The 26,383-nt window shown below is 55.4% G+C and carries 24 protein-coding genes, 1 tRNA gene and 1 pseudogene; 12 read left to right on the top strand and 14 right to left on the bottom strand.

Annotation, left to right across the window (positions count from 1 at the left end; all coding sequences use genetic code 11):
* Nucleotides 1-20 precede the first annotated feature (20 nt).
* The 5 genes from PMI30_RS28115 to PMI30_RS28135 all read left to right on the top strand — a co-directional run bounded on the left by PMI30_RS28115 (nucleotide 21) and on the right by PMI30_RS28135 (nucleotide 4,724).
* Nucleotides 21-716: an ABC transporter permease gene (locus PMI30_RS28115; RefSeq protein WP_008005292.1), complete on the top strand. Its 696-nt coding sequence runs from the start codon at nucleotides 21-23 to the stop codon at nucleotides 714-716.
* Entirely contained in the window at nucleotides 713-1,402 is a 690-nt protein-coding gene (locus PMI30_RS28120; protein ID WP_007897471.1) for an ABC transporter permease, read from the top strand. Before PMI30_RS28115 ends, PMI30_RS28120 begins: the two co-directional genes overlap by 4 nt.
* The gene (locus tag PMI30_RS28125; protein WP_008005290.1) at nucleotides 1,383-2,633 is read left to right on the top strand and encodes a methyltransferase; all 1,251 of its coding nucleotides are present in this window, start codon (nucleotides 1,383-1,385) and stop codon (nucleotides 2,631-2,633) included. Before PMI30_RS28120 ends, PMI30_RS28125 begins: the two co-directional genes overlap by 20 nt.
* A gap of 521 nt (nucleotides 2,634-3,154) precedes the next feature.
* Nucleotides 3,155-3,230, top strand: a tRNA-Thr gene (locus PMI30_RS28130).
* Nucleotides 3,231-3,401: 171 nt separating this feature from the next.
* A complete protein-coding gene (locus PMI30_RS28135; RefSeq protein WP_008005288.1) occupies nucleotides 3,402-4,724 on the top strand; it encodes a tyrosine-type recombinase/integrase in 1,323 nt (440 codons plus the stop codon).
* 9 nt (nucleotides 4,725-4,733) lie between these two features.
* Here the strand turns inward: PMI30_RS28135 and PMI30_RS28140 are convergent, their stop codons facing one another.
* Complete coding sequence (locus PMI30_RS28140) at nucleotides 4,734-6,722, bottom strand: RNA-binding domain-containing protein (RefSeq protein ID WP_008005286.1); 1,989 nt, start codon at nucleotides 6,720-6,722, stop codon at nucleotides 4,734-4,736.
* Nucleotides 6,723-7,861: 1,139 nt separating this feature from the next.
* On the opposite strand from PMI30_RS28140, the gene PMI30_RS28145 reads away from it, so the two are divergent.
* The 3 genes from PMI30_RS28145 to PMI30_RS28150 all read left to right on the top strand — a co-directional run bounded on the left by PMI30_RS28145 (nucleotide 7,862) and on the right by PMI30_RS28150 (nucleotide 11,683).
* A complete protein-coding gene (locus PMI30_RS28145) occupies nucleotides 7,862-8,842 on the top strand; it encodes an integrase domain-containing protein (protein ID WP_008005285.1) in 981 nt (326 codons plus the stop codon).
* Complete coding sequence (locus PMI30_RS30190; protein WP_081501221.1) at nucleotides 8,839-9,114, top strand: hypothetical protein; 276 nt, start codon at nucleotides 8,839-8,841, stop codon at nucleotides 9,112-9,114. Before PMI30_RS28145 ends, PMI30_RS30190 begins: the two co-directional genes overlap by 4 nt.
* A gap of 196 nt (nucleotides 9,115-9,310) precedes the next feature.
* Nucleotides 9,311-11,683 carry a TOTE conflict system archaeo-eukaryotic primase domain-containing protein gene (locus tag PMI30_RS28150; protein ID WP_008005283.1) on the top strand — a complete coding sequence of 791 codons (2,373 nt, stop codon included), beginning with the start codon at nucleotides 9,311-9,313 and terminating at the stop codon, nucleotides 11,681-11,683.
* Nucleotides 11,684-12,101: 418 nt separating this feature from the next.
* On the opposite strand, the gene PMI30_RS28155 is transcribed toward PMI30_RS28150, so the two are convergent.
* Genes PMI30_RS28155 through pyk form a run of 3 tightly spaced genes read right to left on the bottom strand, consistent with a single transcriptional unit; the run spans nucleotide 12,102 to nucleotide 15,210 of the window.
* The gene (locus tag PMI30_RS28155) at nucleotides 12,102-13,037 is read right to left on the bottom strand and encodes an AEC family transporter (protein ID WP_008005281.1); all 936 of its coding nucleotides are present in this window, start codon (nucleotides 13,035-13,037) and stop codon (nucleotides 12,102-12,104) included.
* Between the two features lie 4 nt (nucleotides 13,038-13,041).
* Nucleotides 13,042-13,776, bottom strand: a complete 735-nt coding sequence (locus PMI30_RS28160; protein ID WP_008005280.1) for a hypothetical protein — start codon at nucleotides 13,774-13,776, stop codon at nucleotides 13,042-13,044.
* Nucleotides 13,777-15,210: a pyruvate kinase gene (gene pyk / locus PMI30_RS28165; RefSeq protein ID WP_032834676.1), complete on the bottom strand. Its 1,434-nt coding sequence runs from the start codon at nucleotides 15,208-15,210 to the stop codon at nucleotides 13,777-13,779. It abuts the gene before it with no gap.
* Nucleotides 15,211-15,318: 108 nt separating this feature from the next.
* Between pyk and PMI30_RS31185 the strand changes: the two genes are divergently transcribed.
* Entirely contained in the window at nucleotides 15,319-15,456 is a 138-nt protein-coding gene (locus PMI30_RS31185) for a hypothetical protein (protein ID WP_008005275.1), read from the top strand.
* A gap of 68 nt (nucleotides 15,457-15,524) precedes the next feature.
* Here PMI30_RS31185 and PMI30_RS28170 read toward each other — a convergent pair whose 3' ends face one another.
* Complete coding sequence (locus PMI30_RS28170; protein WP_008005273.1) at nucleotides 15,525-16,532, bottom strand: aldo/keto reductase; 1,008 nt, start codon at nucleotides 16,530-16,532, stop codon at nucleotides 15,525-15,527.
* Nucleotides 16,533-16,624: 92 nt separating this feature from the next.
* On the opposite strand from PMI30_RS28170, the gene PMI30_RS28175 reads away from it, so the two are divergent.
* Nucleotides 16,625-17,527, top strand: a complete 903-nt coding sequence (locus PMI30_RS28175; protein WP_008005271.1) for a LysR family transcriptional regulator — start codon at nucleotides 16,625-16,627, stop codon at nucleotides 17,525-17,527.
* Nucleotides 17,528-17,556: 29 nt separating this feature from the next.
* On the opposite strand, the gene PMI30_RS28180 is transcribed toward PMI30_RS28175, so the two are convergent.
* The 4 genes and pseudogenes from PMI30_RS28180 to PMI30_RS28190 form a co-directional block, all read right to left on the bottom strand.
* Entirely contained in the window at nucleotides 17,557-18,306 is a 750-nt protein-coding gene (locus PMI30_RS28180; protein ID WP_032834691.1) for a hydroxypyruvate isomerase family protein, read from the bottom strand.
* A gap of 134 nt (nucleotides 18,307-18,440) precedes the next feature.
* Entirely contained in the window at nucleotides 18,441-19,151 is a 711-nt protein-coding gene (locus PMI30_RS28185) for an SDR family NAD(P)-dependent oxidoreductase (protein ID WP_008005268.1), read from the bottom strand.
* 43 nt (nucleotides 19,152-19,194) lie between these two features.
* Nucleotides 19,195-19,451, bottom strand: a pseudogene (locus PMI30_RS0129350) (DsbA family oxidoreductase); the annotation flags it as partial.
* A gap of 3 nt (nucleotides 19,452-19,454) precedes the next feature.
* The gene (locus PMI30_RS28190) at nucleotides 19,455-19,676 is read right to left on the bottom strand and encodes a tautomerase family protein (protein ID WP_007897514.1); all 222 of its coding nucleotides are present in this window, start codon (nucleotides 19,674-19,676) and stop codon (nucleotides 19,455-19,457) included.
* Between the two features lie 317 nt (nucleotides 19,677-19,993).
* On the opposite strand from PMI30_RS28190, the gene PMI30_RS28195 reads away from it, so the two are divergent.
* Together PMI30_RS28195 and PMI30_RS28200 are read left to right on the top strand one after the other, a co-directional pair.
* A complete protein-coding gene (locus tag PMI30_RS28195; protein WP_008005264.1) occupies nucleotides 19,994-21,151 on the top strand; it encodes an AAA family ATPase in 1,158 nt (385 codons plus the stop codon).
* Between the two features lie 481 nt (nucleotides 21,152-21,632).
* Nucleotides 21,633-22,559, top strand: coding sequence for a LysR family transcriptional regulator (locus tag PMI30_RS28200; RefSeq protein ID WP_008005262.1), 927 nt, complete (start codon nucleotides 21,633-21,635; stop codon nucleotides 22,557-22,559).
* On the opposite strand, the gene PMI30_RS28205 is transcribed toward PMI30_RS28200, so the two are convergent.
* From PMI30_RS28205 to PMI30_RS28225, 5 genes are all read right to left on the bottom strand, one after another.
* Nucleotides 22,476-22,793, bottom strand: a complete 318-nt coding sequence (locus PMI30_RS28205; protein WP_008005260.1) for an AzlD domain-containing protein — start codon at nucleotides 22,791-22,793, stop codon at nucleotides 22,476-22,478. The genes PMI30_RS28200 and PMI30_RS28205 overlap by 84 nt on opposite strands.
* On the bottom strand, nucleotides 22,772-23,488 hold the full coding sequence (locus PMI30_RS28210; RefSeq protein ID WP_008005258.1) for an AzlC family ABC transporter permease: 717 nt from the start codon (nucleotides 23,486-23,488) through the stop codon (nucleotides 22,772-22,774). The genes PMI30_RS28205 and PMI30_RS28210 overlap by 22 nt, the downstream gene beginning before the upstream one ends.
* Nucleotides 23,485-23,898, bottom strand: a complete 414-nt coding sequence (locus PMI30_RS28215) for a GNAT family N-acetyltransferase (RefSeq protein ID WP_177318826.1) — start codon at nucleotides 23,896-23,898, stop codon at nucleotides 23,485-23,487. The genes PMI30_RS28210 and PMI30_RS28215 overlap by 4 nt, the downstream gene beginning before the upstream one ends.
* Nucleotides 23,899-23,944: 46 nt before the next feature.
* Nucleotides 23,945-24,691, bottom strand: coding sequence for a 2OG-Fe dioxygenase family protein (locus tag PMI30_RS28220; protein ID WP_008005252.1), 747 nt, complete (start codon nucleotides 24,689-24,691; stop codon nucleotides 23,945-23,947).
* Between the two features lie 232 nt (nucleotides 24,692-24,923).
* On the bottom strand, nucleotides 24,924-26,210 hold the full coding sequence (locus PMI30_RS28225) for an OprD family porin (protein ID WP_008005250.1): 1,287 nt from the start codon (nucleotides 26,208-26,210) through the stop codon (nucleotides 24,924-24,926).
* Between the last annotated feature and the right edge of the window lie 173 nt (nucleotides 26,211-26,383).

Below are 26,383 nucleotides of genomic sequence, written 5' to 3'. Positions count from 1 at the left end.
CGCGATTTGAAAAGAAATCCATGATTATCGACCTCTACGGATTCGGCCCGGCGCTCGCCGCTGGTGCGCTGATGACTGTGAAACTGGCACTCTCGGCCTTGTGCCTGGGGCTGGTGCTCGGTCTGCTCGGCGCCTTGGCCAAGACTTCCCCGTACAAGCCGCTGCAATGGCTTGGCGGTACTTATTCAACATTGGTTCGCGGCATCCCGGAATTGCTCTGGGTGCTGTTGATCTACTTCGGCACGGTCAACCTGATGCGTGCCCTGGGCGAGTTCTTCGGCAACCCCGACCTCGAACTCAATGCCTTCGCCGCCGGCGTGATTGCGCTGGGACTGTGCTTCGGCGCCTACGCCACGGAAGTGTTTCGCGGCGCGATTCTGGCGATCCCCAAAGGTCACCGTGAAGCCGGCGTGGCCCTGGGCCTGTCGAAGTTTCGCATCTTCACCAAGCTGATCATGCCGCAGATGTGGCGCATCGCCCTGCCGGGCCTGGGCAACCTGTTCATGATCCTGATGAAAGACACCGCGCTGGTATCCGTCATCGGCCTGGAAGAAATCATGCGTCACGCGCAAATCGGCGTGACCGTGTCCAAGCAACCGTTCACCTTCTATATGGTGGCCGCCTTCATGTATCTGGGCCTGACCGTTCTGGCCATGACCGGCATGCACTTTATGGAACGACGCGCCGCTCGCGGCTTCGCCAGGAGCACCCAATGAACTGGGAAGTCATCATCAAGTGGCTGCCGAAACTGGCTCAGGGCGCAACACTGACCCTGGAACTGGTGGCCATCGCCGTGATCGCCGGGTTGCTGCTGGCAATTCCGCTGGGCATCGCCCGCTCGTCGCGACTCTGGTACGTGCGGGCATTTCCCTACGGCTACATCTTCTTTTTCCGTGGCACGCCGTTGCTGGTTCAGCTGTTCCTGGTCTACTACGGCCTGGCGCAGTTCGACGCGGTGCGTAACAGCTCGATGTGGCCGTACTTGCGCGATCCGTTCTGGTGCGCCACCGCGACCATGACCCTGCACACCGCAGCCTACATCGCCGAGATCCTGCGCGGCGCGATCCAGGCGATTCCTCCGGGCGAGATCGAAGCGGCACGGGCGCTGGGCATGTCCCGGGCCAAGGCGCTGTTCTACATCATGCTGCCGCGTGCGGCGCGCATCGGCCTGCCGGCCTACAGCAACGAAGTGATCCTGATGCTCAAGGCCAGTGCCCTGGCCAGCACCGTGACCCTGCTGGAATTGACCGGCATGGCCCGCACCATCATTGCCCGCACCTACCTGCCGGTGGAGATTTTCTTCGCCGCGGGCATGTTCTATCTGCTGATGGCTTACGTGCTGGTTCGCGGCTTCAAGCTGCTGGAGCGCTGGCTGCGCGTCGATGCCTGCCAAGGGCGTTGACTCCTGCGTGCTGACGGGCGAGGCCCTGCTCGCCCGTTTCACCGCGCTGGATGCTTTTCTGATCGAGCATCAGGCGCTGTGGAAGCCTCGACCGTTTACTCATCTGCAATTGCCTTGGGAAGCGTCCTACCCGGAGTTGGCGTTATGGCTACGCGGGCGGTCGCTGGAGGATGCGGAAAGCAGTCATAACCAACCTTGTTTGCTTGATGCGCCGGAGCCATTTGCTTCATTGGCAGCGATGTCTGCTGAACTGAGCGCGGTGGGTGAATTGCCGGCTCGCGCACTTGAAGCGGCAGGCCATCGCTTGAATGTGGATGTGCCGGGACGCAAATGGCAGCAGATTGAAGCGTTCGCCGGTCGCCTGCAGTTTGCTCAAGCGCCGACGCATTGGCTGGATTGGTGTTCGGGCAAAGGCCATTTGGGGCGACGCCTGCTGCAAACCGGGCAACAGCTGACTTGCCTGGAATACGACCCGGCGCTGGTCGCCAGCGGCCAGGCACTCAGCCAGCGTCATCAATTGCATGCACTGCATGTCGAGCAGGATGTACTCGCGCCTGCCGCAGCCTCTCTATTGAACGCCGATCACACGCCGGTCGCGCTGCACGCCTGCGGCGATCTGCATGTGCGACTGATCCAGCTCGCCAGCGCCGCCGGTTGCAAACAACTGGCCATCGCACCGTGCTGCTACAACCGGATCAGCCTGAATACCTATCAGCCGCTTTCCTGCGCGGCTGAGCGCTCCGGCCTACACCTTTCCCTCGATGATCTTGCGCTGCCAATGAGCGAAACCGTCACCGCCGGCGCTCGTGTCCGACGCCAGCGCGACACCTCCATGGCCCGGCGCCTGGCGTTCGACCTGCTGCAACGACAACTGCGCGGCGTCGATGAATACCTGCCAACCCCTTCCCTGCCCAGTGCCTGGCTGGACAAACCTTTCGCCGATTACTGCCGCGACCTGGCTGCACTCAAAGACTTATCCACAGTCGGTGCGCCAGATTGGACTACACTGCAAGCCGCCGGTTGGCAGCGATTAGCCGAAGTGCGCAACCTGGAGCTGCTGCGAGGCCTTTTCCGACGGCCGCTGGAGCTGTGGCTGGTACTTGATCGGGCACTTTTCCTCATTGAGCAGGGTTACGCCGTTCGCCTCGGCACCTTCTGTGAAACCCCACTCACACCGCGCAATTTTTTGCTCCTGGCAGAACGCCCTCAAACAACCACAGCCTGTGGATAACTCTGTTGATGGAATTATCGTGGATCCAATATCCACGCTGTTTTAGGCGTTAAACTCGACTGGTCATTTTTTGTTCACACAAATAAAAAACCCGCAAAACAGGCATTTGCGGACAAATGAGAACCAGTCTACAAAATCGTAATGAACAGGCAATCGCCCCTAGTCCATTGTGCATAAGCATTTCATCAAAACGACATAACCGCCGAATACCGGACACCCATAGTGGAAAATTGCGCCTTGCAACAGCCCTTGCTACGAGCGCCGAATCTCGCCATGCAACCTGGCCTGGCCACAAATTCAGCCACCCCGTCACCGACACCGAAAACCACCTCACCCGCCGCCCTGCAACGCGCCGAATCCGCAGAAGCCCAACTGCGCGCCCTGAAAAACAGCCGAACCTGACGCGCCCTCCAGAAACTCAAGAAAGTGCTGGTTCGCGCCTGACCGAAAGCCTGCGCAAAAATAGTCTGAATTCAGGGGTTTACAGAACCAACCCAATCGCTATAATCGTCGCCCAACACGCCGGTATAGCTCAGTTGGTAGAGCAACTGACTTGTAATCAGTAGGTCCCGGGTTCGACTCCTGGTGCCGGCACCATACAAGGTTCCAGAGAAGGCTTTCAAAATCTCTGGAACCCCCGAAAAACCCGCCTTCTGGCGGGTTTTTTCGTTTTGGCGTTCTGTCGGGTTACGTCAAAATCTGGTGGATTCCAGCCGCTTTAGGGGTAATGTTAGGGGTAAGGTAATTCGATAAAGGGGGAGTACCCTTATGTCGCGCACCACTGCTCCACTCTCCGATTCGGCTTGCCGCTCAGCCAAGCCCACCGACCGCGCCTACAAGCTTTTCGACGGCGACGGCCTCTACCTTCTTGTCCAGCCCAATGGCCGTAAAGGCTGGCGTCTCAGGTATGTCAAACCTGATGGACGCGAAGGACTGACCTCGTTCGGCAGCTATCCCGTGGTCGGCCTCGCCGATGCGCGCAACAAGCGTCTGGCGGTCAAGCGGATGTTGGCGGAAGGCATCGACCCCATAGAGAACAAATACCAAACCAAGACGCAGGCCGCAATCAAAGGCCGAACCTTTGAAAGCGCTGCACTGGAATGGCACAAAGCGATGTCTGCCAAATGGGCACCGGGTCATGCAAAGACGGTTCTGAGCCGCCTCAAAGCCCATGTCTTCCCACTGATCGGTGCTCGCTCCATTGTCGATCTGGACACCCATGACCTGATGCAACCTCTGGAAGCGATCCAGAAGCGCGGCACGATTGACGTCGCTTTAAGGGTACAAAACTACCTGCAAAGCATTATGCGCGAGGCGAAGCGTTCTCGGCAGATCACGGCAAACCCTGCCTACGACCTTGAAGGCTTGATCAAAGCCCCAAGAGTGATTCATCGGCCCGCTCTACCCTTATCGCGTCTGCCTGAATTGCAGGAGCGTATCGACACCTACAAAGGCCGCATACTTACCCGGCTGACGGTCATGCTCTCGCTGCATGTGTTCGTACGCTCCAGCGAACTGCGCTTCGCCCGCTGGAGCGAATTCGACCTTAAGCGCGGCACTTGGGAGATACCCGACACTCGACCCGCGTTGGACGGAGTACCCTTTTCAACAAGGGGTACGAAGATGGCCGGGGACATCCACCTTGTACCCTTATCGCCGCAAGCCGTGGCTCTGCTTGAACAGATCCACGTCCTCACCGGCAAATTCGACCTGGTGTTTGCAGGCGACGCCAAGCCCTGGAAACCCATGTCTGAAAACACGGTGAACAGCGCACTCAGAAAAATGGGCTATGACACCAAAACCGAAATCTGCGGGCATGGGTTTCGTTCGATGGCCTGCAGCGCACTGATCGAGTCAGGACTGTGGTCCGAGACCGCCATTGAAAGGCAGATGAGCCACAAGGAACGCAACAACGTCCGCGCCGCCTACATTCACAAGGCTGAGTTCATCGAGGAGCGTAGGCTGATCATGAACTGGTGGAGCCGGTACCTAGAGGCCAACCGGCAGGAGCATATCACTCCACACGAGTTTGCAAACCAGACCGGGACGAACGTCACGCGGCTCAAGGCGAAAAGCCGCTTGAGGGAGTAGGCCGTTAGCCTACTCCTCGTCCTGCCCACCAACGTACGCTTTGTACGCCTGCCTTTCATGAGTCGGCTTGGACGGAAATGCCAACTGAATCTGCCTACTTTTCACCATTCCATTCAGGTACTGCTGACGGAGGGCATCTGGGCTGCGCTTTACCAAATTAGCCAACACGTTGAGCGTCAGATAGTGCTCCTTGCATAGGGTGATAATCACCTGTTGCATACGATCCTTTTGCATGCGCTCTCGATTGCGCGGCTCCTCAGCCAGTATTTCGAGCTTTTCTCGAAACCCTGCATCAAGCCTGTCCAAAGCATCGATCAGCGGCGCGTCAATATGATCGCTCAACAAGCAGCCATCATCGTTTCGCTGCATATCCAGCTCGACCTTATGTTCGGAGCTACCTGCGTTATGTTCGGAGCTAGCCCTGTTATGTTCGGAGCTGCCGGCGTAATGTTCGGAGCTCTGTAGCGGACCTGCGAACACTTGCTCCGGCGTAGGCAGTTGCTCACCTGGCAGGTGATAAATCATGCCCCGCGAGCGCCCGTCGGGCACAAGGAATCCCTCGCGTACCAACCGCGCAAGCAGTTGGCTCAAGTCATGAGCATGAGTATCACAAATCTCAAGGAGACGATTATGGCTGACCACCCGCTCAATCGCGGCCGTGGCCAAAATCAACCTGGCAGTATGTTCCAAGCTCTCGAAACGAACCCCAAATCGCTCTCGTAACTGCTCCACCACCCCTTCTGGAAGCAAGTCCAACATGCGAAGCTCAAGAAGGGTTTGCTCGGGCTCGGGCTTTTCATAAAGGGCTGGCGGTCGCCAATGCTGGCTGCGCCACCCGCTGTAGATTTTTGGAACCCCAGAACCACCACGCTCGCCAAGGCCGATGAGAAGAAACATTTGGTGCATTAGCCTGTTCCGGCAATCGCTGGTACCACCTTGCAACACCTGCTCAAGGGGTAAACGTAAGCCGCCAGGATTGCGAAAACCAAACAAGTCAGGACGTTTCACGACTAACACAGAAACCCGCCCGGTATAGTCGGCATGGACCAAGGTATTAACCAAAGCCTCGCGCAGAGCTTCATGTACCGGTGTGTCATCCTGGCGCTGATCACCTTTGAGAGCGAACGGTACCTTTAAGTCCTCAACCAACTTGCGATAAACCCGCCGGTAGAAATCAAACAGATTTCCTGACCAGGTTCCATCAGGGACGAGCCTATCCACCCAACGTAGTTCTGTTTTGGCGTACGGCCGCTCCTGATAGTCCACAAAGTAATGCGGCACACTCTCTTGGATCGAAAGCCAGCGTCCGAACATGAGTAAACCTGCCAGAGTCAGCCCTTCGACTCCGTTCGCGCGGTCCTTACGCCAACCTCCTATCTGTCGGAGAAACTCAATCCCTTGGTGCTCCAGCGCTGGATGGCCTGGTTTTATGTCGCTAAGCATCTGGCGGTAGATACGCAGACTGTCCGGATCAATGTCCGCGAAGTCGTAATTCGGCAAAATCCGCTCGTCCCGACAGTCCTCCACTTGCTCTGCGAACATGCGGCGAACATCTTCCTCAGAGCAACGCCGATCACCCTCATGTAATCGACGATAAGTGTTACCTAGCGGCTGACCATTGAGAAATACCGGCTTCTGCTTACGCGAAGCTGCCGGGATTTTCACTTCAAGTACCTGCTTGCCCTCCAGCTCTCTGACGACCACCTCCCGGTCAGTCAGCAGATTGACACTGACCTTGGCCGGATTGTTGAGGGTATTGAACAGGTCAGTACGTACTTTCTCGATATTTGATAGGCCTGCAACGCTGAACCGCCCATCCTTCTCGCGCACGCCTAGCAGTACTACCCCACCCTGAGTGTTAGCAAAAGCGGAGTAGGTTAACCAGAAATCCTTAGGCAACTCTCCCTTCCCATCCTGCCCCTGAGCGAGCTTGCATTCGAGCTCGACAGATTCAACCAGCGAGGGCAGGTCTTCAAGGGTGTGGGGATTGAGTGACATCAAAGACTTCCTAAATGATCAGCCTGCTTCACGTAGCTGCAAAAGGTCGAAGAAAAGACATACGTGCGGGGATTGTACTCAGTCTTCCATAGTCGCACGCAACTCGACGAGCGGAGACTGATCATGAACTGGTGGAGCCGATTCCCAGTCACCCATCAGCAGGAGGATGTCACTCCTCACGACTCTGCACGAATGTCACACGGCCAAAAGCCAATCGCGGCGCAGCAAAGTAAGCGTACGTTCTCGAAATCTCGATGATCCGCTTGTCCACGCGGGTCCATCCAAGCAGGGCTGCAAAGCCGCCCTGCTTGGATGGACCTCACTTAAAAAATCTAAAGCCCACACAAGTGTCTGTGGAAAACCACTGATTTCCACCGGTGGATAATTTCATCCACAGCCGCAGAACTCCCAAAAATTCGAGTCTTGACCCGAATTATCCACAGGCGTAGAAAAGATCGGGCAAAGCGCTGTCGTTGACAGCAACCCAGGTAGCCAGAACCTTTAAGGCTACGCCAACCGTGGTGGTTCTCCCAAAGTGCGATTAGCGTCCGGCGGCTCGCACGGTCACAGCGATGTGATGGATGCCTACTTTTACCAGTGTGCCCACTGCGGCAACTCATCCCCCTTCATAGCTGCCCTGCAGCAACCTATCCGCGTGGCCATTTCCTTGCGCCAACCTGCGCCCGTCTCTTTTTCCCGGAAAGAGACGGGCGCTCCTACCGCTGCTGCAGCCCAACTCGTACAAGGCTTTGCGGCATTCCCCCTCGTGACAATCGGCGTGACAAACACCGGAGTCACCAGCAACAGCGATGCAGATGATGGTGCCGCAGCCCATGGAATGGACTGCACCTGACTGACAGTCAGGCATACCCCAATCATCGCATCACTGCCTTCACCTGACTCAGGATCTCGCGGCGCTTGGTCTCGTCAGCCAGTGCAGCCTCCACCCGCCATCTTCGGGAGTGCTCAGGAGGCCAGATCATGAGATGCCCAAGCTCCCGGTCGTAAAGAGCCGCCAGTCCCGCGTTAGTGGACAACCCTCACTGGTCGCAGGGGCCTTGATCCCTGATAACACTCAACATTCTTGGCGGGATGACGTGGGGAAGTTTTAAAGGTTTGGCTTCGAGAGGAGTTTGATCATGGCACTGGTAGGTAGACGGGACGGGCGGAATTTTGGGTATGGACGACAACTGAGTTATGCCGGGCCGCAGGCGTTAAAAGACATGTTCGGCGGAGGGCATTACGGGACCGTCAAAGCGCATAGTGATCGTTGGCTGGCATTTGTACGATGGTGTCGGTCTGAGGATGGGCCCGGGTTTAATGATGCGAGGCAAATTGATTGGCGGACCTTGCTGGACTACGCCGGTCATCTGTGTGACCAAGTTGAACAAGGCGCCATTAGCATCGCCACCGCGCAAAACCGGTTGTCCAGCGTAAACCGAACCATGGCCGCACTTCGCGGTGATCAGTATGTGAAAGTGCCGAGTCCGAGCAAGACGCTGGGAATGCGGCGGAACAGTGTTCGTTGCTCGGTGCCGCAAGGCCAAGACCACGAACACGTGAAGCGGATCGTCGACGTGCTCTGCGAACACCAAATGCCGCGCGCGGCGGCCATCGCCCAGTTGGCGCGAGCCACCGGCATGCGCTTGCGCGAGGCCATCTTGGCCGACCTTCCGCGCCTGCGAAGAGAAGCTGAACACTACGACAAGATCAACATCCAGGACGGCACCAAAGGTGGCCGCGGCGGCGCAACCGCGCCTCGTTGGATCAGGGTGGATGACCATATTCGCGAAGCGCTCAGGTACGCCGAACAGGTCTCTCCCGACGGTAGCCGCAACCTGCTGGCACCGAACGAGAGCTACCTCGATTTCCAACCGAGTGTCATACGCCCCGCCCGAGACATCCTCCATACGCACAACCTCAAAGGCTTCCACGAATTGCGCGCGGCTTATGCATGCGAACGCTATGAGCAGATCACCCATCACCTAGCGCCCATCAACGGTGGCAGGGGCAGGCGCCTCGATCCACGCCTTGATCGAGAGGCACGCTTACAAATCAGCTATGAGCTGGGACACGGTCGAATCGACGTGGTATCGGCGTATATCGGTGGTCGTGTATGAGTAAACCATTCGATATGGAGATCTTCTTGGCTGGGGTACTGACTGGAGCACATGCCACACGAGAACGTCACATCCGCCAGGCAAAGACTATTCAAGCAGCCATTTCTGAACGCTGGAACCGAGATAATCCATGGACATGGCAAAGAAAGCATCTCGTTTGGTTTTTGAACCACCACATGAACTCAAACTCGAAATCGACGCGCTACTACTACCTGCTGACCACAAGCCTGATCACTCTGCGCCTAGGAAAATCCTGGAATTTTCAACGTTAGCCGAATGCCAGCAACTGCGCGCTCTGTATCCCTAACTGGCAGATTGAGCCAGCCAACAATTTGATTGGGATTAGGGCGGACCTCTTGAGACCCTGAACCTAACCTCTGTTGTTTGATAACCTCTATGTTTTACTGATGGACTGAGGGTTGTAGTTCGAGGCTACAAGCTTCACCTGAGACGTAGAGGCTGAAGGCGGTGATAGACACTAGTCTGGTGGCGAAGCTAAGGGCTGAGAATGCAAGATTGGTTGCCTTGCTGGATGCTCATGGCATCGAATGGCGCCCGCCTGCTGAGCCAGTCAAGATAGCGATTGTCCAAGCAGAACAATCACGGCAACTCGATACTGATGGAAAGCTTGCCCTATTCCGAAGCTTGTTTCGTGGTAGGACGGACGTTTATCCCATCCGCTGGGAAAGCAAGGCAGGCAAATCAGGATACGCACCCGCTTGCGCAAACGAATGGAGGCCTGGCGTTTGTGAGAAGCCCCGAATTAAATGTGGCGACTGCGGTAACCGCCAGCTGCTTCCGCTGACCGATGAGGTGGTCTATCGCCATCTGGCGGGCGAAGTGGTCGTTGGTATCTACCCCCTACTCTCTGATGACACTTGTTATTTTTTGGCAGTCGACTTCGATGAGGCCGAATGGCGTGATGATTCCAAAGCTTTTGTACAGTCATGCCACGAGCTGAACGTCCCGGTGGCGCTGGAAATATCGCGCTCAGGCCTAGGGGCTCATGGCTGGATTTTCTTTGAGCGTAATGTTCCTGCCTGCGATGCGCGCCGCCTCGGTGCCGCAATCATCAGTCATGCCTGTGAGCGCACCCGCCAGTTGGCGCTCAGCTCCTATGATCGACTGTTTCCAAACCAGGACTATATGCCCAAAGGCGGCTTTGGAAATCTCATCGCGCTCCCTTTACAAAAGCGGGCCAGGGCCCAAAACAATAGCGTTTTTGTAGACGACTCGCTTGAGCCTCATCCTGATCAATGGGCCTTCCTGGCATCGATTCAGCGCATGAGTCCAGAAGATATCCAGCCCGTTATTATCCAGGCGATGGGTAATCGGGACCCTCTAGGGGTCGCCTATGTCGATGACGAAGGTGATGCAGAACCTTGGAAAGATCGTGAATCGAGATCACGTAAATTGACATGCCCGTTGCCTGCTGCTGTCAACATCACGCTGGCTAACTTAATTTACTTTGAAAAGTCGGAATTGCCACAGCCATTGGCAAACCAGCTTGTCCGGCTCGCTGCCTTTCAAAATCCTGAGTTCTACAAAGCGCAGGCCATGCGCATGTCAGTGTGGAACAAGCCAAGGATTATCGGCTGTGCCCAGAACTTCCCCAAACATATTGCGTTACCACGTGGCTGTTTGGATGCTGCGCTGGAGCTTTTAGAGGAAAACGGGGTTACCCCTATTCTTAAAGACGAACGCTTCGCGGGCGACCCCATCGACGTGAGCTTTCTCGGGACCCTGCGTTCTGACCAAGAGGCTGCTGTCAGCGCAATGCTAAGTCATGACACCGGTATCCTCTGCGCACCGACAGCTTTCGGTAAAACGGTGAGTGCTGCTGCGTTGATTGCCGCACTTGGCATTAACACGTTGGTGCTTGTGCATCGGACAGAACTGTTAAGGCAGTGGCAAGAGCGCTTGCAGGCGTTCTTGAGAGTTGGGAATGGTGTCGTTGGTACTCTTGGGGGCGGAAAAGCGAAGCTTACCGGCATCATCGACATTGCCGTAATGCAGTCGTTATCGCGAAAAGGCGAGATCAGCGATCAGGTAAAAAATTACGGCCAGATCATCGTTGATGAGTGTCATCACCTATCAGCAGTGTCATTCGAGGCACTACTGAGGAGCGCGACCGCGCGGTACGTACTGGGACTCACAGCAACCCCAGTGCGCCGAGATGGGCAGCAGCCCATTATTTTCATGCAGTGCGGACCGATCCGACATTCTGCTGCTCGACCAGCGAGTGCGCCCCATGACCTATCTGTCGTGCCTCGATTGCTGCCCAAACCAATAGTGGTCCCCGACGGCTTTGGGATTCAGGACGTTTTTCGGCGTCTAGCCGACGACTCTGAGCGGACAGCCAAAATCGTCTCGGAGATTGAGCTGGCGTACAACGAGGGTAGAAAAATTCTAGTGCTAACGGAGCGGACGGAACATGTGGATGCCCTTGAATTAGAATTGAAGCAGCGCGTGCATAACCTTTTCACGCTTCATGGGCGAGTGCCTAAGAAACAGCGGATTTCCCGTATGCATGAGCTTGAGTCCCTTCCCCCTGATGCTCCACGAGTGCTGTTGGCAACAGGAAAACTAGTAGGTGAAGGCTTCGATCATCCGCCGTTGGACACGCTGGTGCTGGCAATGCCCATCTCATGGAAGGGAATCCTTCAGCAATATGCGGGGCGGTTGCATCGATCACATGCCGATAAGGCCGACGTGCGAGTGATCGACTTCGTTGACGAGGGTAATGTCGCGCTGATGAGGATGTGGGATAAGCGCCAGGCGGGTTACAAAGCGATGGGCTACCGCATGGCTGATTCCATGGCCACCATGGACCTACTCTAACTCTAACGTGGTTGACGTTTGACACATCAACGGCCCCACTTTCATAGACGAATGACCGGCCGTTGTGGGGTCGACTCCGGCCCTTCGCCGTTAGTCAAGCAAGATCCTCAGGCGTACGAGAACCTTGAGGTAGCTTTAGAGGTAGAGTCGTACAAATCTTTAAGTATTAATCAGCTGATTCAATAGCTTATGAAATAATTCGACTCCTGGTGCCGCACCATACAAAACGAAGCCCTCGTAGAAATACGAGGGCTTTGTTGTTTCTGGCATCCAGAAAAACGGCACCTGTAGATACTGCCTCCCCCCGCACCAAAATCTCTATATCACCGCCCGGCCTCCGAGGTTCATTCAGATCGAGTGGAGACTTTAGTTTTCCTGGATTAGTGCCACTTCAAGGCGGGCATCACTAAGCAACCGGTCAGCCCGTATACGTGAGTAACTGCGTAAGCATCAGCACCAGCGGAATAGTGACGGCAGCAAATAATGTCTGGACGGTGATAATGCCCGCGGCCAATTGGTGGTCCCCTCCCAGCAGCTTAGCCATGATGTAAGCGGACGGCGTGCAAGGCAATGCATTAAACAGCACCACCGTCGCAAGCACCGCACCAGAAATGCCGAGGGATGTGCCTATGAACAAGGTGGCCACTGGCACCAGTAGTAACTTCACGAAAGAGGACTGCATCACCGGCCCGTGTCCGGCCCTGGCCGCCCGAATGTTCAGACCCGCGCCGACAGCAAGCAGGCCCAGAGGCAAGGAAGCGCCACCCAATATCTTCAAGATGCTGTCAATAGCGACCGGTAAAGATAGTCCGCTGCTGTTGAACAACAATCCAGCCAACACAGACAAAATGACCGGGTTTTTGACCAGAGTTTTGATAATTTGTGGCCAGCCAGGCTTGCTACCCTCCCCATAGTGCATCAGGACTACGATTGAGGCTACGTTCAGCAGGGGAATGGCTACGGCAATACTGATAGAAGTCACCGTCAGCCCGGTATGCCCGTAGGTGGCAGCCGCAGCCGCCACCCCTATGTAGGTATTAGGGCGCAACGCGCCCTGCATGACCGAAGAGAAAATCGGCCCGGATTGCTTTAACCATATCCGCCACAGCCAAAGTGCTACTCCACCAATAAACACCGCCCCAAGTATCGAAAACGCAATGGGCTTGACCGGAAACTCACTCAAGTCCGCCTTGCCGACCAATGAAAACATCAAGGCAGGAAAAAGGTAGTAGTAATTAAGCTTTTCACAAGGGAGCCAAAAACTGACATCAATGAGGTTCCTGACTCGAAGAATAACCCCCATAGCAATGAGGAACATTATTGGCAGCAGGGACAGCAAGGTAATTACCATCATTTAGTTACAGATATCCTTTGGTCAAAACAATTACTCCGTATGCTGCAATAAAGAAAGTGACAAGCCTTTCATAAGTGAAAGAGCTGGTTTTTTTGAAGATCAAGCTACCCACGACAAGATAGACAAATAGAGCCAGCGGCGCCGCAACAAAGCCATACAGACTTAACGCATTAAATTTGAGAACCGCGAGTGTAGACAATTGTATTAAGCCGAATGCCAGGTAATAACGCGATATCGTCGTGCGTATTTCAAGCTTACCTTCTTGGGTGGAAGATGCATAAAGGGCAAGCAGTGCTCCTCCCATGTTGGTAAGTCCATGTACCGAGCCCATGACCACAACAAATAAGCGTTCATTTTTGCTCAATAATTGTTTCACCTTCGCCCTGAACGTTGGGCTGAGACGGACCAGAGCGGAAAACAGTAATACTCCGCCGACCAGAATATCGATATTGATTTTCAACTTAAACTTAAGTATGAACGCCAAAAAACCAAGCACAAAAAGCGTACATATGGCTATATTTTGTTTTTCTCGTCTCTGAAATGCGATGGAGCCTGATGTGATGACTTGTGTTAAGGAGATCAATACCGAAGACGGCAGCAACAACGCCAACACCGTCGAAAACTCAAACCCTAGCAATAATAATGTAGGTGTCCCGAAAACCAGAATCCCCATGCCGAATATAGATTGGACGATTGCAAAAATAGCCACTATCAAAAAATAGAGATATTGATCCTCCATTTACGCGACCTCAATAGCGGCCGAACGTTGGCGCTCACCCACATTGCCCAACCACGACTGTATATTCAGCGTCCGCAGCAAGTTCCCACTCAGATGCGCGTAATCAGATTGTGTACTGAGGATCAACGTGTAGTCATCTTCACGTACCAACCGACGCTCAAGCAATGTTTGTATCAACTTGGCGTCTTGGGCGCTACTGGATAAACCCGCCAGATCCAGTGCAATACCCGTGACGCCGGGAAACAGATTCCAGCTACGCGTTACCGCAGGATCGTGCCCCACCGCAATAACCGGAATGCCGCTGCCTGACATGGATGCGATTCTCACGCCGTACCCTGAGCGTGACAACACTATGATTTTCGTCACCGGAAGCGCTTGGGTAAGCGCCTGTATGGCGCTGCGGATGTCATTTTTCTTATCTGGCAAAGCGGTTTCCCGGTGATTTGAGATATACCTTTCAGCCAGCTGCGATATCCCGGAAATCCTGGAAACTGCCTCCACTGGATATCGACCTACGGCTGTTTCGCCAGACAGCATTACCGCCGCGGCCCCATCGAATACCGCATTCGTAATATCACTAACTTCCGCCTTGGTCGGCAACGGGTTTTCGATCATGCTGTGCAGCATTTCAGTTGCGACTATCGTGGGCTTGCCAGCAAGAGTGGCTGATCTCAATATTTGCTTTTGATAAATAGCAACCCGATCAATAGACGTTTCAACTGCCAAGTCTCCACGGTCAATCATAATGACATCGGCTGCAGAAACGACTTCTTCCAAATGTTCAATGCCGCCGGCATTTTCAACCTTGGCGACGATTTTAGGAGTGTGCCCATCAATTAGGGAGCGAATGGCCTCGATATGCGCTTTGCTTTCCACAAAACTGATGCCGATGTAATCAACACCTTGTTTTTTGGCAAAGGCTATCATGTCCCTATCTTTGGCTGTCACCAGTGATTGGCCGAGGTCGATCCCTGGAACATTTATACCTTTACGGCTTTTGAGCTGACCATCCATGTCTGCACGAACTAATATGTCGCGTCCCGTAACGCTGATGACTTCAAAGGAAAGTGTGCCATCGTCTGCAAATAGCTTAACTCCCGCCGTCAATCGCTCATGTAGTTTATCGTACCCCACCGGTACCTTTTCTTTTCCGGTGTGGTTGGTATCAGTCGTCAGAATAATAGTCTGACCTGCCAGGAACACCGGTTCATGTTCTAACTGCAGGGTTCTTATTTTACGTCCAGGTATATCGAGCAAGATGGGTGTGTCGGGGAGAGTGTCACGTATCAATGCGATGGTTTCTTCGTGCCAGGCAAGATTGCTGTGCGAGCCATTAAGCCGTGCCACCGACATACCTGCCTTGCTCAGAGCGCGTAAAACTTCAGGACTACGGGACGCCGGACCTATTGTCGCTATCACTCGTGTTCTTTTCATATAAATCACCCTATCCATGTTGGTTGCGGCGATTTATGTCACTTTTATGACATGAACGGAAATACATTTAATCGCACTCATTGGATCCAAAAGTAATAAGGCGTGATCATGATCAAACTGGAGCGCATAGCAGTTGCTGGCTTCAACGTCGACGAGGCCATCCATACAAAACAAAGCCCTCGTAGAAATACGAAGGCTTTGTTGTTTCTGGCCCCCTCGGAACTGCCGAAGGCCACAATCTTTTGATCTTCAGATTTCGACCCAGAAGCTGATCCAGCTACCTCCCCGGAAGGCCCGCAGGCTGCTCAAAAACATCAGGCAGCCCCAGGAACATTTGTTCCCATGCCCGACGGCAAGAACGGTCGAATTTCGTCGATTTCCGCGACGCTAAGGCGCAACTCCGAGGCTGCAATCAGCCCGTCTACTTGTGCTGGATGGCGGGCTCCGACGATGGCGCCTGTCACTACCGGTTGGCGAAGTACCCAGGCGATGGCGATTGCCGCTGCGCTCACCCCGTGCCTTTCTCCAATGCGTGCCATGACGTCAACCAATGCCAGGTTCGCACTCAAACGGGGCTCCTGGAAATCCGCACTTCGGGCCTTGCGCCAATCGTCTTCGGGCAGTTGCGAGATGCGTTCACGGGTCATGCTGCCGGACAGTAGCCCCGATTGAAGTGTTGAATAGGCCAGGACACCCATCCCCACTTGCTCACAGAATGGCAGGACGTCCTTCTCGATGTCCCGCATCAAGGCGGAGTACGGCGGCTGGAGCGAAACGATTTCTGTCACCGCCTGCGCCCGCTTGAGTTGAGCGACATCGAAATTCGATACGCCGATAGCGCGAATTTTTCCTTGATCGCGCGCGGCGGCCAAAGCCGAAAGTGCCATTTCAATACCTTCACTGCTGGCGTCGGCAGGAAAAGCAGGCCAGTGGATCTGGTAAAGATCGATGGTATCAACTTGAAGCCGGCGCAAGCTTGCGTCGATTTCCGCGAGCAAGGATTGGGGGGCCAGGGAGTGCGAAATCTGCTTCGTGACCGGGTCCCAGACCAGGCTGCCTTTGGTGAACACCAAAGGACGTCGCGAGGCCGGCACCCGACGCAGCAATTGCCCCACTAATTGCTCCGCATGGCCCAAGCCATAAACCGCAGCGGTATCAATCCAGTTCACGCCGCGTTCGACGGCATATTCAAGTGCGCTCAGGCTGTCGTTGTCATCCTGCGCTCCCCAACTGTATTCCCAACCGGTGCCGGCGATTGCCCATGTCCCCAGGCCAATTGGCGAAATATGAAAATCCGATGATCCAAGACGATTCTTTTGCATGGCAACCTCTCCACAAATGATGTGAGAAGTATCTGAGAGATATCTCGTGACGATAAGATAGGTAATCGTATTTGAACTACTGAACGACATTCATGAGTAATCGCCCCGATCTCTCCGAACTCGATGCCTTTGCCGCCGTCGCTCGCCATCGCAGCTTTCGCAAGGCCGCGGATGAGCGTGGCGTTTCGGCTTCCGCGTTGAGTCACGCAATGCGAGCGTTGGAGGCACGCCTGGGTATCAGGCTGCTAAACCGAACCACTCGCAGCGTGACTCCGACCGAGGCTGGTCAGCAGCTATTGGCGACGCTGGTCCCGACCCTGAACCAGGTTAACGAAGCATTGGCGCAGTTGACCTCGATGCAGGAAGTGCCCGCTGGCAAGCTTCGCCTCAACGTGGCGCGTCCGGCGGCTCGCGTCGTGTTTGCGAAAGTGCTCGCACCCTTCGTGGCCAGGTATCCACGTATTCAATTGGACCTGATCACCGATGATGGATTGACCGATATCGTGAGCGGCGGGTTTGACGCGGGAGTCCGCTTTGGTGAAAGCCTGGCCGGCGACATGATCGCAGTCCCTGTCGGCGCACCTCAATCGTTCGTGACGGTTGCTTCGGATGCCTATCTGGCCGCTAACGGAATCGCGCACGCCCCTCGCGATCTGCTCGAGCATGCGTGCATTGCCAGGCGTTTTCCCAGTGGCAAACTTTACGCCTGGGAGTATCAAGCAGACAGGCAACCGATACGGTTATCCGTCACAGGCCCGCTCATTCTGGAAGACGATGCGCTGATGATCCAGGCGGCGAAAGATGGCGCCGGTATTGCCTATGTCTACGAGGAACTGGCGCGCGACGACATCCGCAACGGGCATCTCAGAGAAATACTCCAGGAATGGAAAGCACCACCAAGCCGATTCTTTCTTTATTACTCCAGCCGGCGCCATGTGCCACCGGCCTTGAGCGCCCTCATTGAATTCATCAGAGCGGGCGACGTGCGGACCTGATTTATCTGAAATCCCGTCCGCCGCAAGCGCTAAGCACTTAGCTGCTTGATCCAGTCGAGGCCCGCTACGGTAGAACCGCAAGGACGGTATTCACACCCGATCCATCCTGTGTAGCCACGCTGCTCCAGCGCCGCGAACAAAGCTGCGAAGTCGATGTTCCCGGTTCCCGGTTCGTGACGACCCGGGCAGTCGGCAATTTGCACATGGACTGTTCTGTCATAAAACCGAGCCAGAATATCTGCCGCGTCTCCGGTCAGAAGCTGGGCATGGTAAAGATCGAGAATGAGCCCGACACTCGGGAAGGTCTCCAGCACCTGTTGCGCCTTGCTGAAGTCAGACATGTAATAGCCCGGCATCTCTTGCGTACAAATGACTTCGATAAGCGGCCGCAACCCCTGATCCTCGAAGTACTTGACGGCATACTCAAGGTTGCCTTTGAAGATAGGTCCTGCGTCATCCTGCGTCGTAACGCCAGACATGATGTGGACATCCGAACATGCCAGCGCCTTTGCATAGCGGGCGGCCTGGAGCAAACCGTGGCGAAACTCTTCTTCCTTGCCCTGCAAGGCAGCGATGCCTTTGGTAACGCCAGCCGGTACGGCGAACTGAATCAACGGCAGACTGTATTGCGCCAGGTGGTCGGCCAGGAGGCTCGCGTCGAATTCATAGGGCGACGGGAACTCCACCGCCCGAAAACCCGCTGCGGCGGCTGCTTCGATGCGTTGCAGAAAAGGCAATTCATTGAATTGGAAACCGAGATGAGCATTGAACTTGAGCATTGGGTAAATATTCCATCCTTGGGAAGAAACGAAATCATCGGCCTGGAGCATCCTTCGCAGCTCCAGCACTGCATCAAAACAAAGCCCTCGCAGCAATGCGAGGGCTTTGTTGCTTCTGGGGTGTAAATCAGGTCTCAGTGACCCGCACTCTGCCCGCCATCAACATGCAGAATCTCCCCAGTGACAAAGTTGGCGCTGTCCAGATACACCACAGCCTGAGCAATGTCGCTGATCTCCCCCATGCGCCCAACCGGATGCAAACTCCCCAGCGCTTCATGGGTTTCCTCACTATGCATCGGGGTCTTGATGATGCCCGGGGAAACCGCGTTCACCCGAATCCCGCGCTTGGCGTACTCGATGGCCAAGGATTTGGTTGCAGAGTTCAGCCCCCCTTTGGTCAACGACGCCAGTACCGATGGCACACCGTCGATGGCATGGTCTACCAGGCTGGTGGTGATGTTGACGACGTGGCCGCTGCCTTGTTTTTCCATCTCGGTGATGGCGAGTTGGGTGATGTAGAAGAAACCATTCAGGTTCACCGACAGCACCGCTGCGTAGTCTTCGTGGGTGTAGGCGGTGAACGGCTTGGCGACGAAGATCCCGGCGTTGTTGACCAAGGTGTCGATACGGCCAAAACGTTCGATCGCTTCACGGATGACGCGCCGGGCGACTGCCGGGTCGCCGATGTCACCGGCCACGGTGAGAATGTCCGGGTCGGTGGACGGCTGGATCGAACGCGAGGTGGCGACAATTTTGTAATCCAGCTCACGGAAAGCCTTGACCATGCCTGCGCCGAGACCTTGGGATGCGCCTGTAATGACGATGACTTTTTTCGAATTGCTCATGATGAACCTCAACTAATAAATGATGGTTTGAAAAAGTGATCAATCAGGCTTGGGCGGGTGAATGCGCCATTTGCCTCAGCATCTGTTCGTAGTACTCGACCGATTGCGAACCGGACACCAGGTGACGACCGTTCAGCACCATGGCCGGGACCGAGTTGATGCCGCGCTCGCGATAAAACGCCTCAAGTTCACGCACTTCCTCGGCAAACGCTCCCGACTCCAGCACCTCACGCGCGCCTCCAGCCCCACTTCCGCCGCCAGACGAACCAGCGTCTCGCGATCACTCGGGTTCTGGCCGTCGCGTCATGACTGTCCCTGCGCCTCAGCCAGTTGTTTTCGGTACTGGGTGGTGGTGATACCGGCGTAGCCCCAGTTATCGGTGTCGACTTCTTCGATCACGATGTGGGTCAGGTCCGGGCGCTTGTTGAGGACGCGTTCCAGGGTTTCAGTGATTTCGGCGATCACCTGAGCTTTCTGCTCTGAGGTAACGCCATCGCGGGTGATGCGTACGCTTACGAAAGGCATGAGGAATCTCCAGTGACCTTCTCATCGGGATGATGGGGAGGCGTTGGAGAGAAATGTATTGGGTTGGGTCAGGGGGATAAAGGTGGGGGCGGGAACATCATTAGTGACGTGGTGTAATGAGTTAACAGTGAGATGTTGGGCTTAGCCCAACAATGCTTACATAGACGTGCCGCTATTTTTCAGGTTTAGCGACATAACGAGACTTTTCTACCGCCTCAGAAAAACACTGATCTGAGCGGCCTCAGGCCAGGTTCCAACCTTTATGCTAAATTATGGCTGGCCAATAATTATGGCGTACCCATAAAAAGAGGTAATGCATGAGCAGCATTTTTCAGCGCCCCGAACTAGCTGAAGAGATGGCAAATCAGCTTCTCAATCCAGGTGTTCTCGATGAAGGTTTGCGCTCAGGTCTGTTTCTGTCCGGCCAGCGCAGGACCGGTAAAACGACATTTCTGAGAAATGACCTCATCCCTGCCCTGGAAGAAGCGGGCGCTCTGGTCATTTACGTCGACTTATGGAGCGATACGCTGGCCAATCCTGCGACGCTCGTGCATGACGCAATCCGCCTGCGTCTGGAAGAGCTTCAAACCCCCGGCTCCAGTTTGCTGGAAATGCTCAAGCGCGTTAGCGGTGCAGACGTCGCAGTAGCCGGATTCAAGTTCGGTTTCAAGCTTGACAGCGTTGGCAAGGCAGGTGGGCCCACGCTGGCACAGGCGCTAACAGAAGTCGTCGATCAAGCGAAGACAGATTTGGTGCTGATCATCGACGAAGTGCAGCACGCCATCTCCTCTGACGATGGCAATCAGCTGCTCCTGGGACTCAAAGCCGCTCGGGACGCGATCAATCCTCGCCCGAAGACACCGGGGTACTTTTTGTTTATAGGAACGGGATCGCACCGGGCACAAGTCAGTGAACTGACAGCCAAGCGTAACCAAGCGTTTTCCGGCGCAACGTCGGCGGCTTATCCGGTATTGAAAGGTGATTACGTTGAGTACCTGCTCAACCGGCTCGCGATGACGGTGAAGAAGGAAAAGTTACCGTCGCTTGAGGTTGCCATTGAAGCGTTCAATACCTTGGGGAATCGGCCTGAGGAAATGCTCAAGGCGTTGCGGCAGTTGATGCAGCAAGAAGGTGATCCCGATCTTTTCTTGCCGGTTATTGCCAGTACTTTGCGCTCGGCGGCGGCCGGTATTGAGCTTGAGAAAGTAGAGCAGTTAGGCAGCCTGGCCCAGGCTATTTTCAACAAAATCGCGTCCACGGAAGGCGATGCACGAGGGATTTTCTCCACTGATGCGGCAGCTGAATATTCGAAGACTGTAGGTCGCGAGGTGCGGGTTGAAGAGATTCAACCGGTGGTGATTGCGCTAGTCGCCGAGAACATCATCATGCGGCGTGGGCATGGGATTTATGCGATTACGGATCAGTTTGTTCAGGAGATCTGGTTGGAGGAGCGAGCGTTGATTGAGGCTAGTTAGGGTATTTAGTCATGGATGATGACGAGTACCCGTACGTTTTTCGCGCAGTTTTTTGCGGCCTGAAAAGACGCCGACGCACGGTCCAATACGCACGTTGACACCCGCCTCACAGGGGCAGAAAATTTAATCGAGAGCGCGAAACCGACTGCCTTCAGGTGGCAATAGTCGACGTAGGAACCCCGTTGATGACCTGGAAATCAACGCTTGGCAAGACCTCTCCTCCCCTGCTTGAGGGAGCACAATATCAAGCACCTTTTCATGAAAGCAGCCTGATCAGGCTGCTTTTTTTTGCCTTGGGAAAAGGTCTCGTTGATAAACCTCGATCCTGTGTAAGCCTCCAACCATCGGACGCGGAATCATTTCGCTACTAAACTCGGGACAAGCATGCTCAGGTGCAGGATCATAGCCAGCACGCGACCGACGCCCACCGGGCGATCAGGTACACAACAATAGCCAGCCCACTTTAGAGGGCATTACCCAAATGGATAGCAGAACCTTACGTAACCTCATGCGCATTGTGCAGACCGGCTCATTGTCGGCGGCGGCAGAGCATTCCTGTTTGACCGTGCAGGCCTTGGCCGCACAGTTGAACAAGGTCGAAGAGCAGTTCGGTTTTCGGTTGTTTCGTCGCTCCAACAAGGGGCTGACTCTGACAACGCAGGGCACGGAGCTCACGCCCTACATGGACAAAGTGTTGGTCGCCACGCGGCAACTGGAAGAAAAAGTCGCCGCGCTCAAGGTGCCTGGGCAGCGCACGCTCAAGGTTGCACTTAACACCACGCTCTCGGCTGACTTCAACCGGCGAATGATCGGACGCCTCATTGAGGTGTTTCCTGATTATCAGCTGGAATTCAGCTACGCGGAGTCGATGGAAAACCTCAGCAAGCTGAAGAATGAGGACTTTGACCTGGCCGTGCTGATCGGGCCGCAACAACCTGGGTTACCCAGCATTGCCCTGCCCGATGTGCAGGTGCAGGTGGTGGGTGCTCATTGCGGTCAGGAAAACGATCCCCTGATGCTGCTCGGCAATAAGTTTCAGGTTCGTCCTGCCGACGATTGTCCGTACTCCCACAGCTTCTTGCGTTTTCTCGACGCCGGCCTTGGTAATTACGAGTCAGGCAAGCGGATGATCTATTCCTGCAGCGAGACCCTGACCCTGTCATTGATCACGCAAATGGACGGCCTCGGCATGGTTTCCCGTGAAGCGGCCCTGCGTAACGGCTTGACCATTTTCCCGGGTTTCGAGGATTCCCTCGAAGTGCGGCTGGCGGTCAATAACCCTGAGTTGTCGGGCCAGGCCCTGAACGACGTGGTCGCTCTGTCGCTACATGAACGACCCGAGCGCGATGTACGCAGCCGTTCCCACCGCTACGCTGAGAAAGAGGTTTTTGCTGAAATACGCACATAACAACGTCGGAATGGCTGCATAAAATTCCGGGCGATCGAGCTGCACCTGCTGATCCTTGATCAACAACGGTGTGAGGCTGATGGCAGCGACGATCGCCACCGGCAGGTATTCCAGCGCCCGGGCGACCAGGGGTGGCCAATGGTCAGTGTTCACCTGCAGCGGCAACGCACGCGGCAGGAAAGTCACGGCCATCATCAACGCGACGACCAGGATCAGGAACGTTTGGTCAGGCATACACCCACTCCACAGCCCACGAATGTGGCGATGAACACGTTGAAGGGTGAGTTGCCGATCAGGCTCAAGGCACCCATGCAGGCGACCGCGGCCAGTGCGGCGATCAGTTTGTTGCGGGTGTTGCACAGCGATACCAGCACATAGAGCATCATCGCGGTCAGCGCATAGTCGAGCTGATATTTGATCAGGTGCGCCGCGTACTGCGCGCAGATTGCTCCCAGCAAACCGCCGAGCACCCACGATGTGTGGCAATACAGATTGAAGCCGATCAGGTAACGCACATTGACCGGCGAGCCCTTGCCCAGTTTGACGCTGTGGAAGGCAAACGATTCATCGGTCAGCCCGCCGGCATAACACCAGCGCTCGAGACGACTGAGCCCCATCGCCTGCAAGGCCTTGGCCATGTAGACCGACATCAGCATGTGCCGTGCATTGATCAGAAACGTGGTGAGGATGATGGTGGTCAGCGATGCGCCGCTGGAGATCAGCGCCAGGGCGGCGAACTGCGAGGCACCGGCATAGACGAACAGGCACATCGCGACCGGCAGCCATACAGGCAATCCGGCATTGACGGCCATCAAACCGAACACAAACGACACCGTGAAGTAGCCCGCAATCACCGGGCTGGCTTCAGCGAAAGTGCGCGAGGGCTGGGGCTCGACCATCAGCGGCTGGCTGCTGGACGTCTCATTCATAGGTCCCTCTCAAAGGTAGTTTCGCCGCACGGCTCGCAAAAGCCTTGGGCACTCCAAAAACGTTTGCCGGCAAGGTTAGCATCGTCAACGAACAGGAACATCCGCAGCACACCGACCCGTTTCATGTCTGCCGAAGCCGCTTCCACCAGGCGCTGACCAACACCCTGGCTGCGATACACCGGGCTCACCGCCAGGTGATTGATGGTGCCGCGGCTGCCGAGCATGCCGCCCAACACCGCGCCGACCACTTCGCCATGGATATCGAGCGCGAGGAACGCGGTGGTGGTTTTCTGCACCAACACACCGCGCAGGCATTTGGCGTCCTGCCATTCACAGAACGACACTTCTTCGAATTGCCGAAAGAAGCGTTCCAGGCGCTGGGCATCCTTGGCCGTCGCGCGCCACAGCATCACCGGTGCAGGGCATTCGGCGATGTGCGTCATGGGATCGAGCTGTTCAGCGAACAATGTCGAAAGCGGTCCCGGGCCGCGAGAAGGAAATAGCCAGAATCTGCCGATAGGCCATTTCGTGAGCATGGGTGTTGCGTGCCGGTGTCACGTAGTGACGCATGTCGCGATCGAGGAAGTAGGTGGTGTCGAGGATTTCCAGATAAGTCGTCGCCGCCAGCTGTTCCTCTTGGGCCGAATACAAACGGCTCTCCGCCCCATCCACGTTGTTGCGGCCCCAGAAATGCACACCGCTGAACGGATAACCGTCGCAATGAATACCTTCAGGGGTAATTTCCAGTTGCTTGCCTGGCTTGATTTCGATGCGGATCTGATGGATCTGGCATTGCCAGATTTCGTCGTGCAACTCTGGCGGCAATACGTTTTTGTACACCTCGAAATCCGCATCGATGAGGCTGCGCATCACCGGCGAATTGATGACTTCATTGGAGAAGTCCTGGAAGTGCCGCTCCAGTCCGCCGACGTAGCTGTTGTTGGCCTTCGATTGCACGTAGGCGCGGTGTTCCAGCTGCGTCAAGTCACGGGTGACCGGGTTGTATTCGAAATCGCTGTAACGACGGAAACGCATGCCTGCATCGGCCTGGCCGTAATAACTGTCCGGCTCCATGCTTTCCCAACTTTTGGTCAATCTGACGAAGTCGGAAAAATGACCGAAGAGATTGAAGTCGGCTCCCTGGACGTTGACATACTTGTCGCGCCGTAGCGATTCGCCAACTTCTCTGTTCAAAACGATCATTACTAGGTCTCCACTGCATTTAGCGGCTTAATCTAGTAGGTGCGGGATTTGCGGCCCATGAGAAAGAATTTCAGGCATATCAAGCGCTGATTGAAACGCGCTATGAAGTTGCTTTAATTCAACTTTTTACGATCGAAAACAGCCATTTTTCGTATTTTCTGACGGTCATGAGGCGAAAAAAAACCCCGACCCAGTCGGGGTTTTTATCGAGTCTGAACAACTCAGCCGATCATCAGAAGATGTTGATCGGGTAATCCACGAATACGCGCAGTTCGTTGCCGCTGACGTTGTACTCGCTGGATTTCTGCGAAACGCGCAGGATCGAGCTGCGTACCTTCACGCTCAGGTCTTTGGCCGGGCCACTTTGCACGACGTACTTGAACTGGTTGAAGATCTCGCGCTCGGTGCCGCCTTCGCTGGTGGAGGTGGTGATGTTGTCACCGCGCACGTAGGCAACGTTGTAGCTCAGGCCAGGAATGCCGAATGCGCTGAAGTCCAGACCGTAGCCCAACTGCCAGCTGCGTTCGTCTTCGGCGTTGAAGTCGGACCAGTAGGAGTTGGCCAGATAGATGGTGTTACCACCGTCGCCGACGCGACCTTGACCCTTCTGGTAGCCACCGTAGGCGTAACCCAGGTTGCTGTCGCCGGTGCTGCGTTGGTGAGCGAGAGTGAACGAGTGCGGGCCAGTGGCGAAGGTCGCTGCCAGGCTCCATATCTTGTTATCGTCGCCGGTAGCACCGCTTTCGCGGACATAGGAATCGTCCAGCTTGGTGCGGTAGCCGTTGAAGTCCAGGGTCAGGGACTGATCCTTGTCGATCGGGAACACGTAGTTGGCGTTCACGTATTGCTTCTTCAGCACGTCTTCGACGTCGGACGCGTACAGCGCAGCCTTGAACTGTTCGGTGAACTGGTAGCTACCACCCAACACGTTGATCGACTTCAAGCCACCGCTGTCACGGCCTTCAGCACTTTTGCGCGATTCGGCGGTGAAGCGACCTGCGTTCAGCTCCAGGCCTTTGATCTCCTTGGAGGTGATCAGGGTGCCGGTGTAGCTTTCCGGCAGCAGGCGCGAGTTGTCGTAGTTCAGCACCGGCAAGGCCGGCATCTGGTCGCCATAGGTCAGCGTGGTGCTGGAGAGACGGAACTTGACTGCCGCGCCCCCCTTCGACAGGTCGTCAGCTGCGTTGCCGCTATCACCCTGTTTGAAAAAGTCGATACCACCGGCACCACTGCGGCCCTTGCCGCCATCCAGACGCAGCGCGTACAGACCGAAGGCATCCACACCGACACCGACGGTGCCTTGGGTGAAGCCGGACGAGAAAGTACCGATGGCCGCTTGGCCCCACTCGGCTTTGTCCTGTCGGCCGTCCTTGTAGTCACGATTGATATAGGCGTTGCGCAACAGCACTTTGAGGCTGCTGTCTTCAACAAAACCCTTGGATTCGGCCTGGTCGTTAGCCATGGCCTGAGTGGCGCTCAACATCCCCAGTGCGATCAGGCTGATTCGCTTGTTCAACATGTTATTTTCCTTATTACGGGTTGATACGCGCTGTGTCGAACCACTGAAATGGCGCTATCGCGCTCTTTTTTCACCCAAAAACAAAAAGGCCCGCCCACGAAAATTCGCGGCGGGCCTTTTATTGTTTTGTGAGTCATGGCGGTTAGCCACAGGCGTGGGGCGCATCCTATCCG

Origin of the sequence: Pseudomonas sp. GM50, from assembly GCF_000282375.1 — a bacterium.
GTDB lineage: Bacteria > Pseudomonadota > Gammaproteobacteria > Pseudomonadales > Pseudomonadaceae > Aquipseudomonas.
Note: the sequence above shows the minus strand (reverse complement) of the source record. Positions and strands in the feature narration are given on the sequence as shown.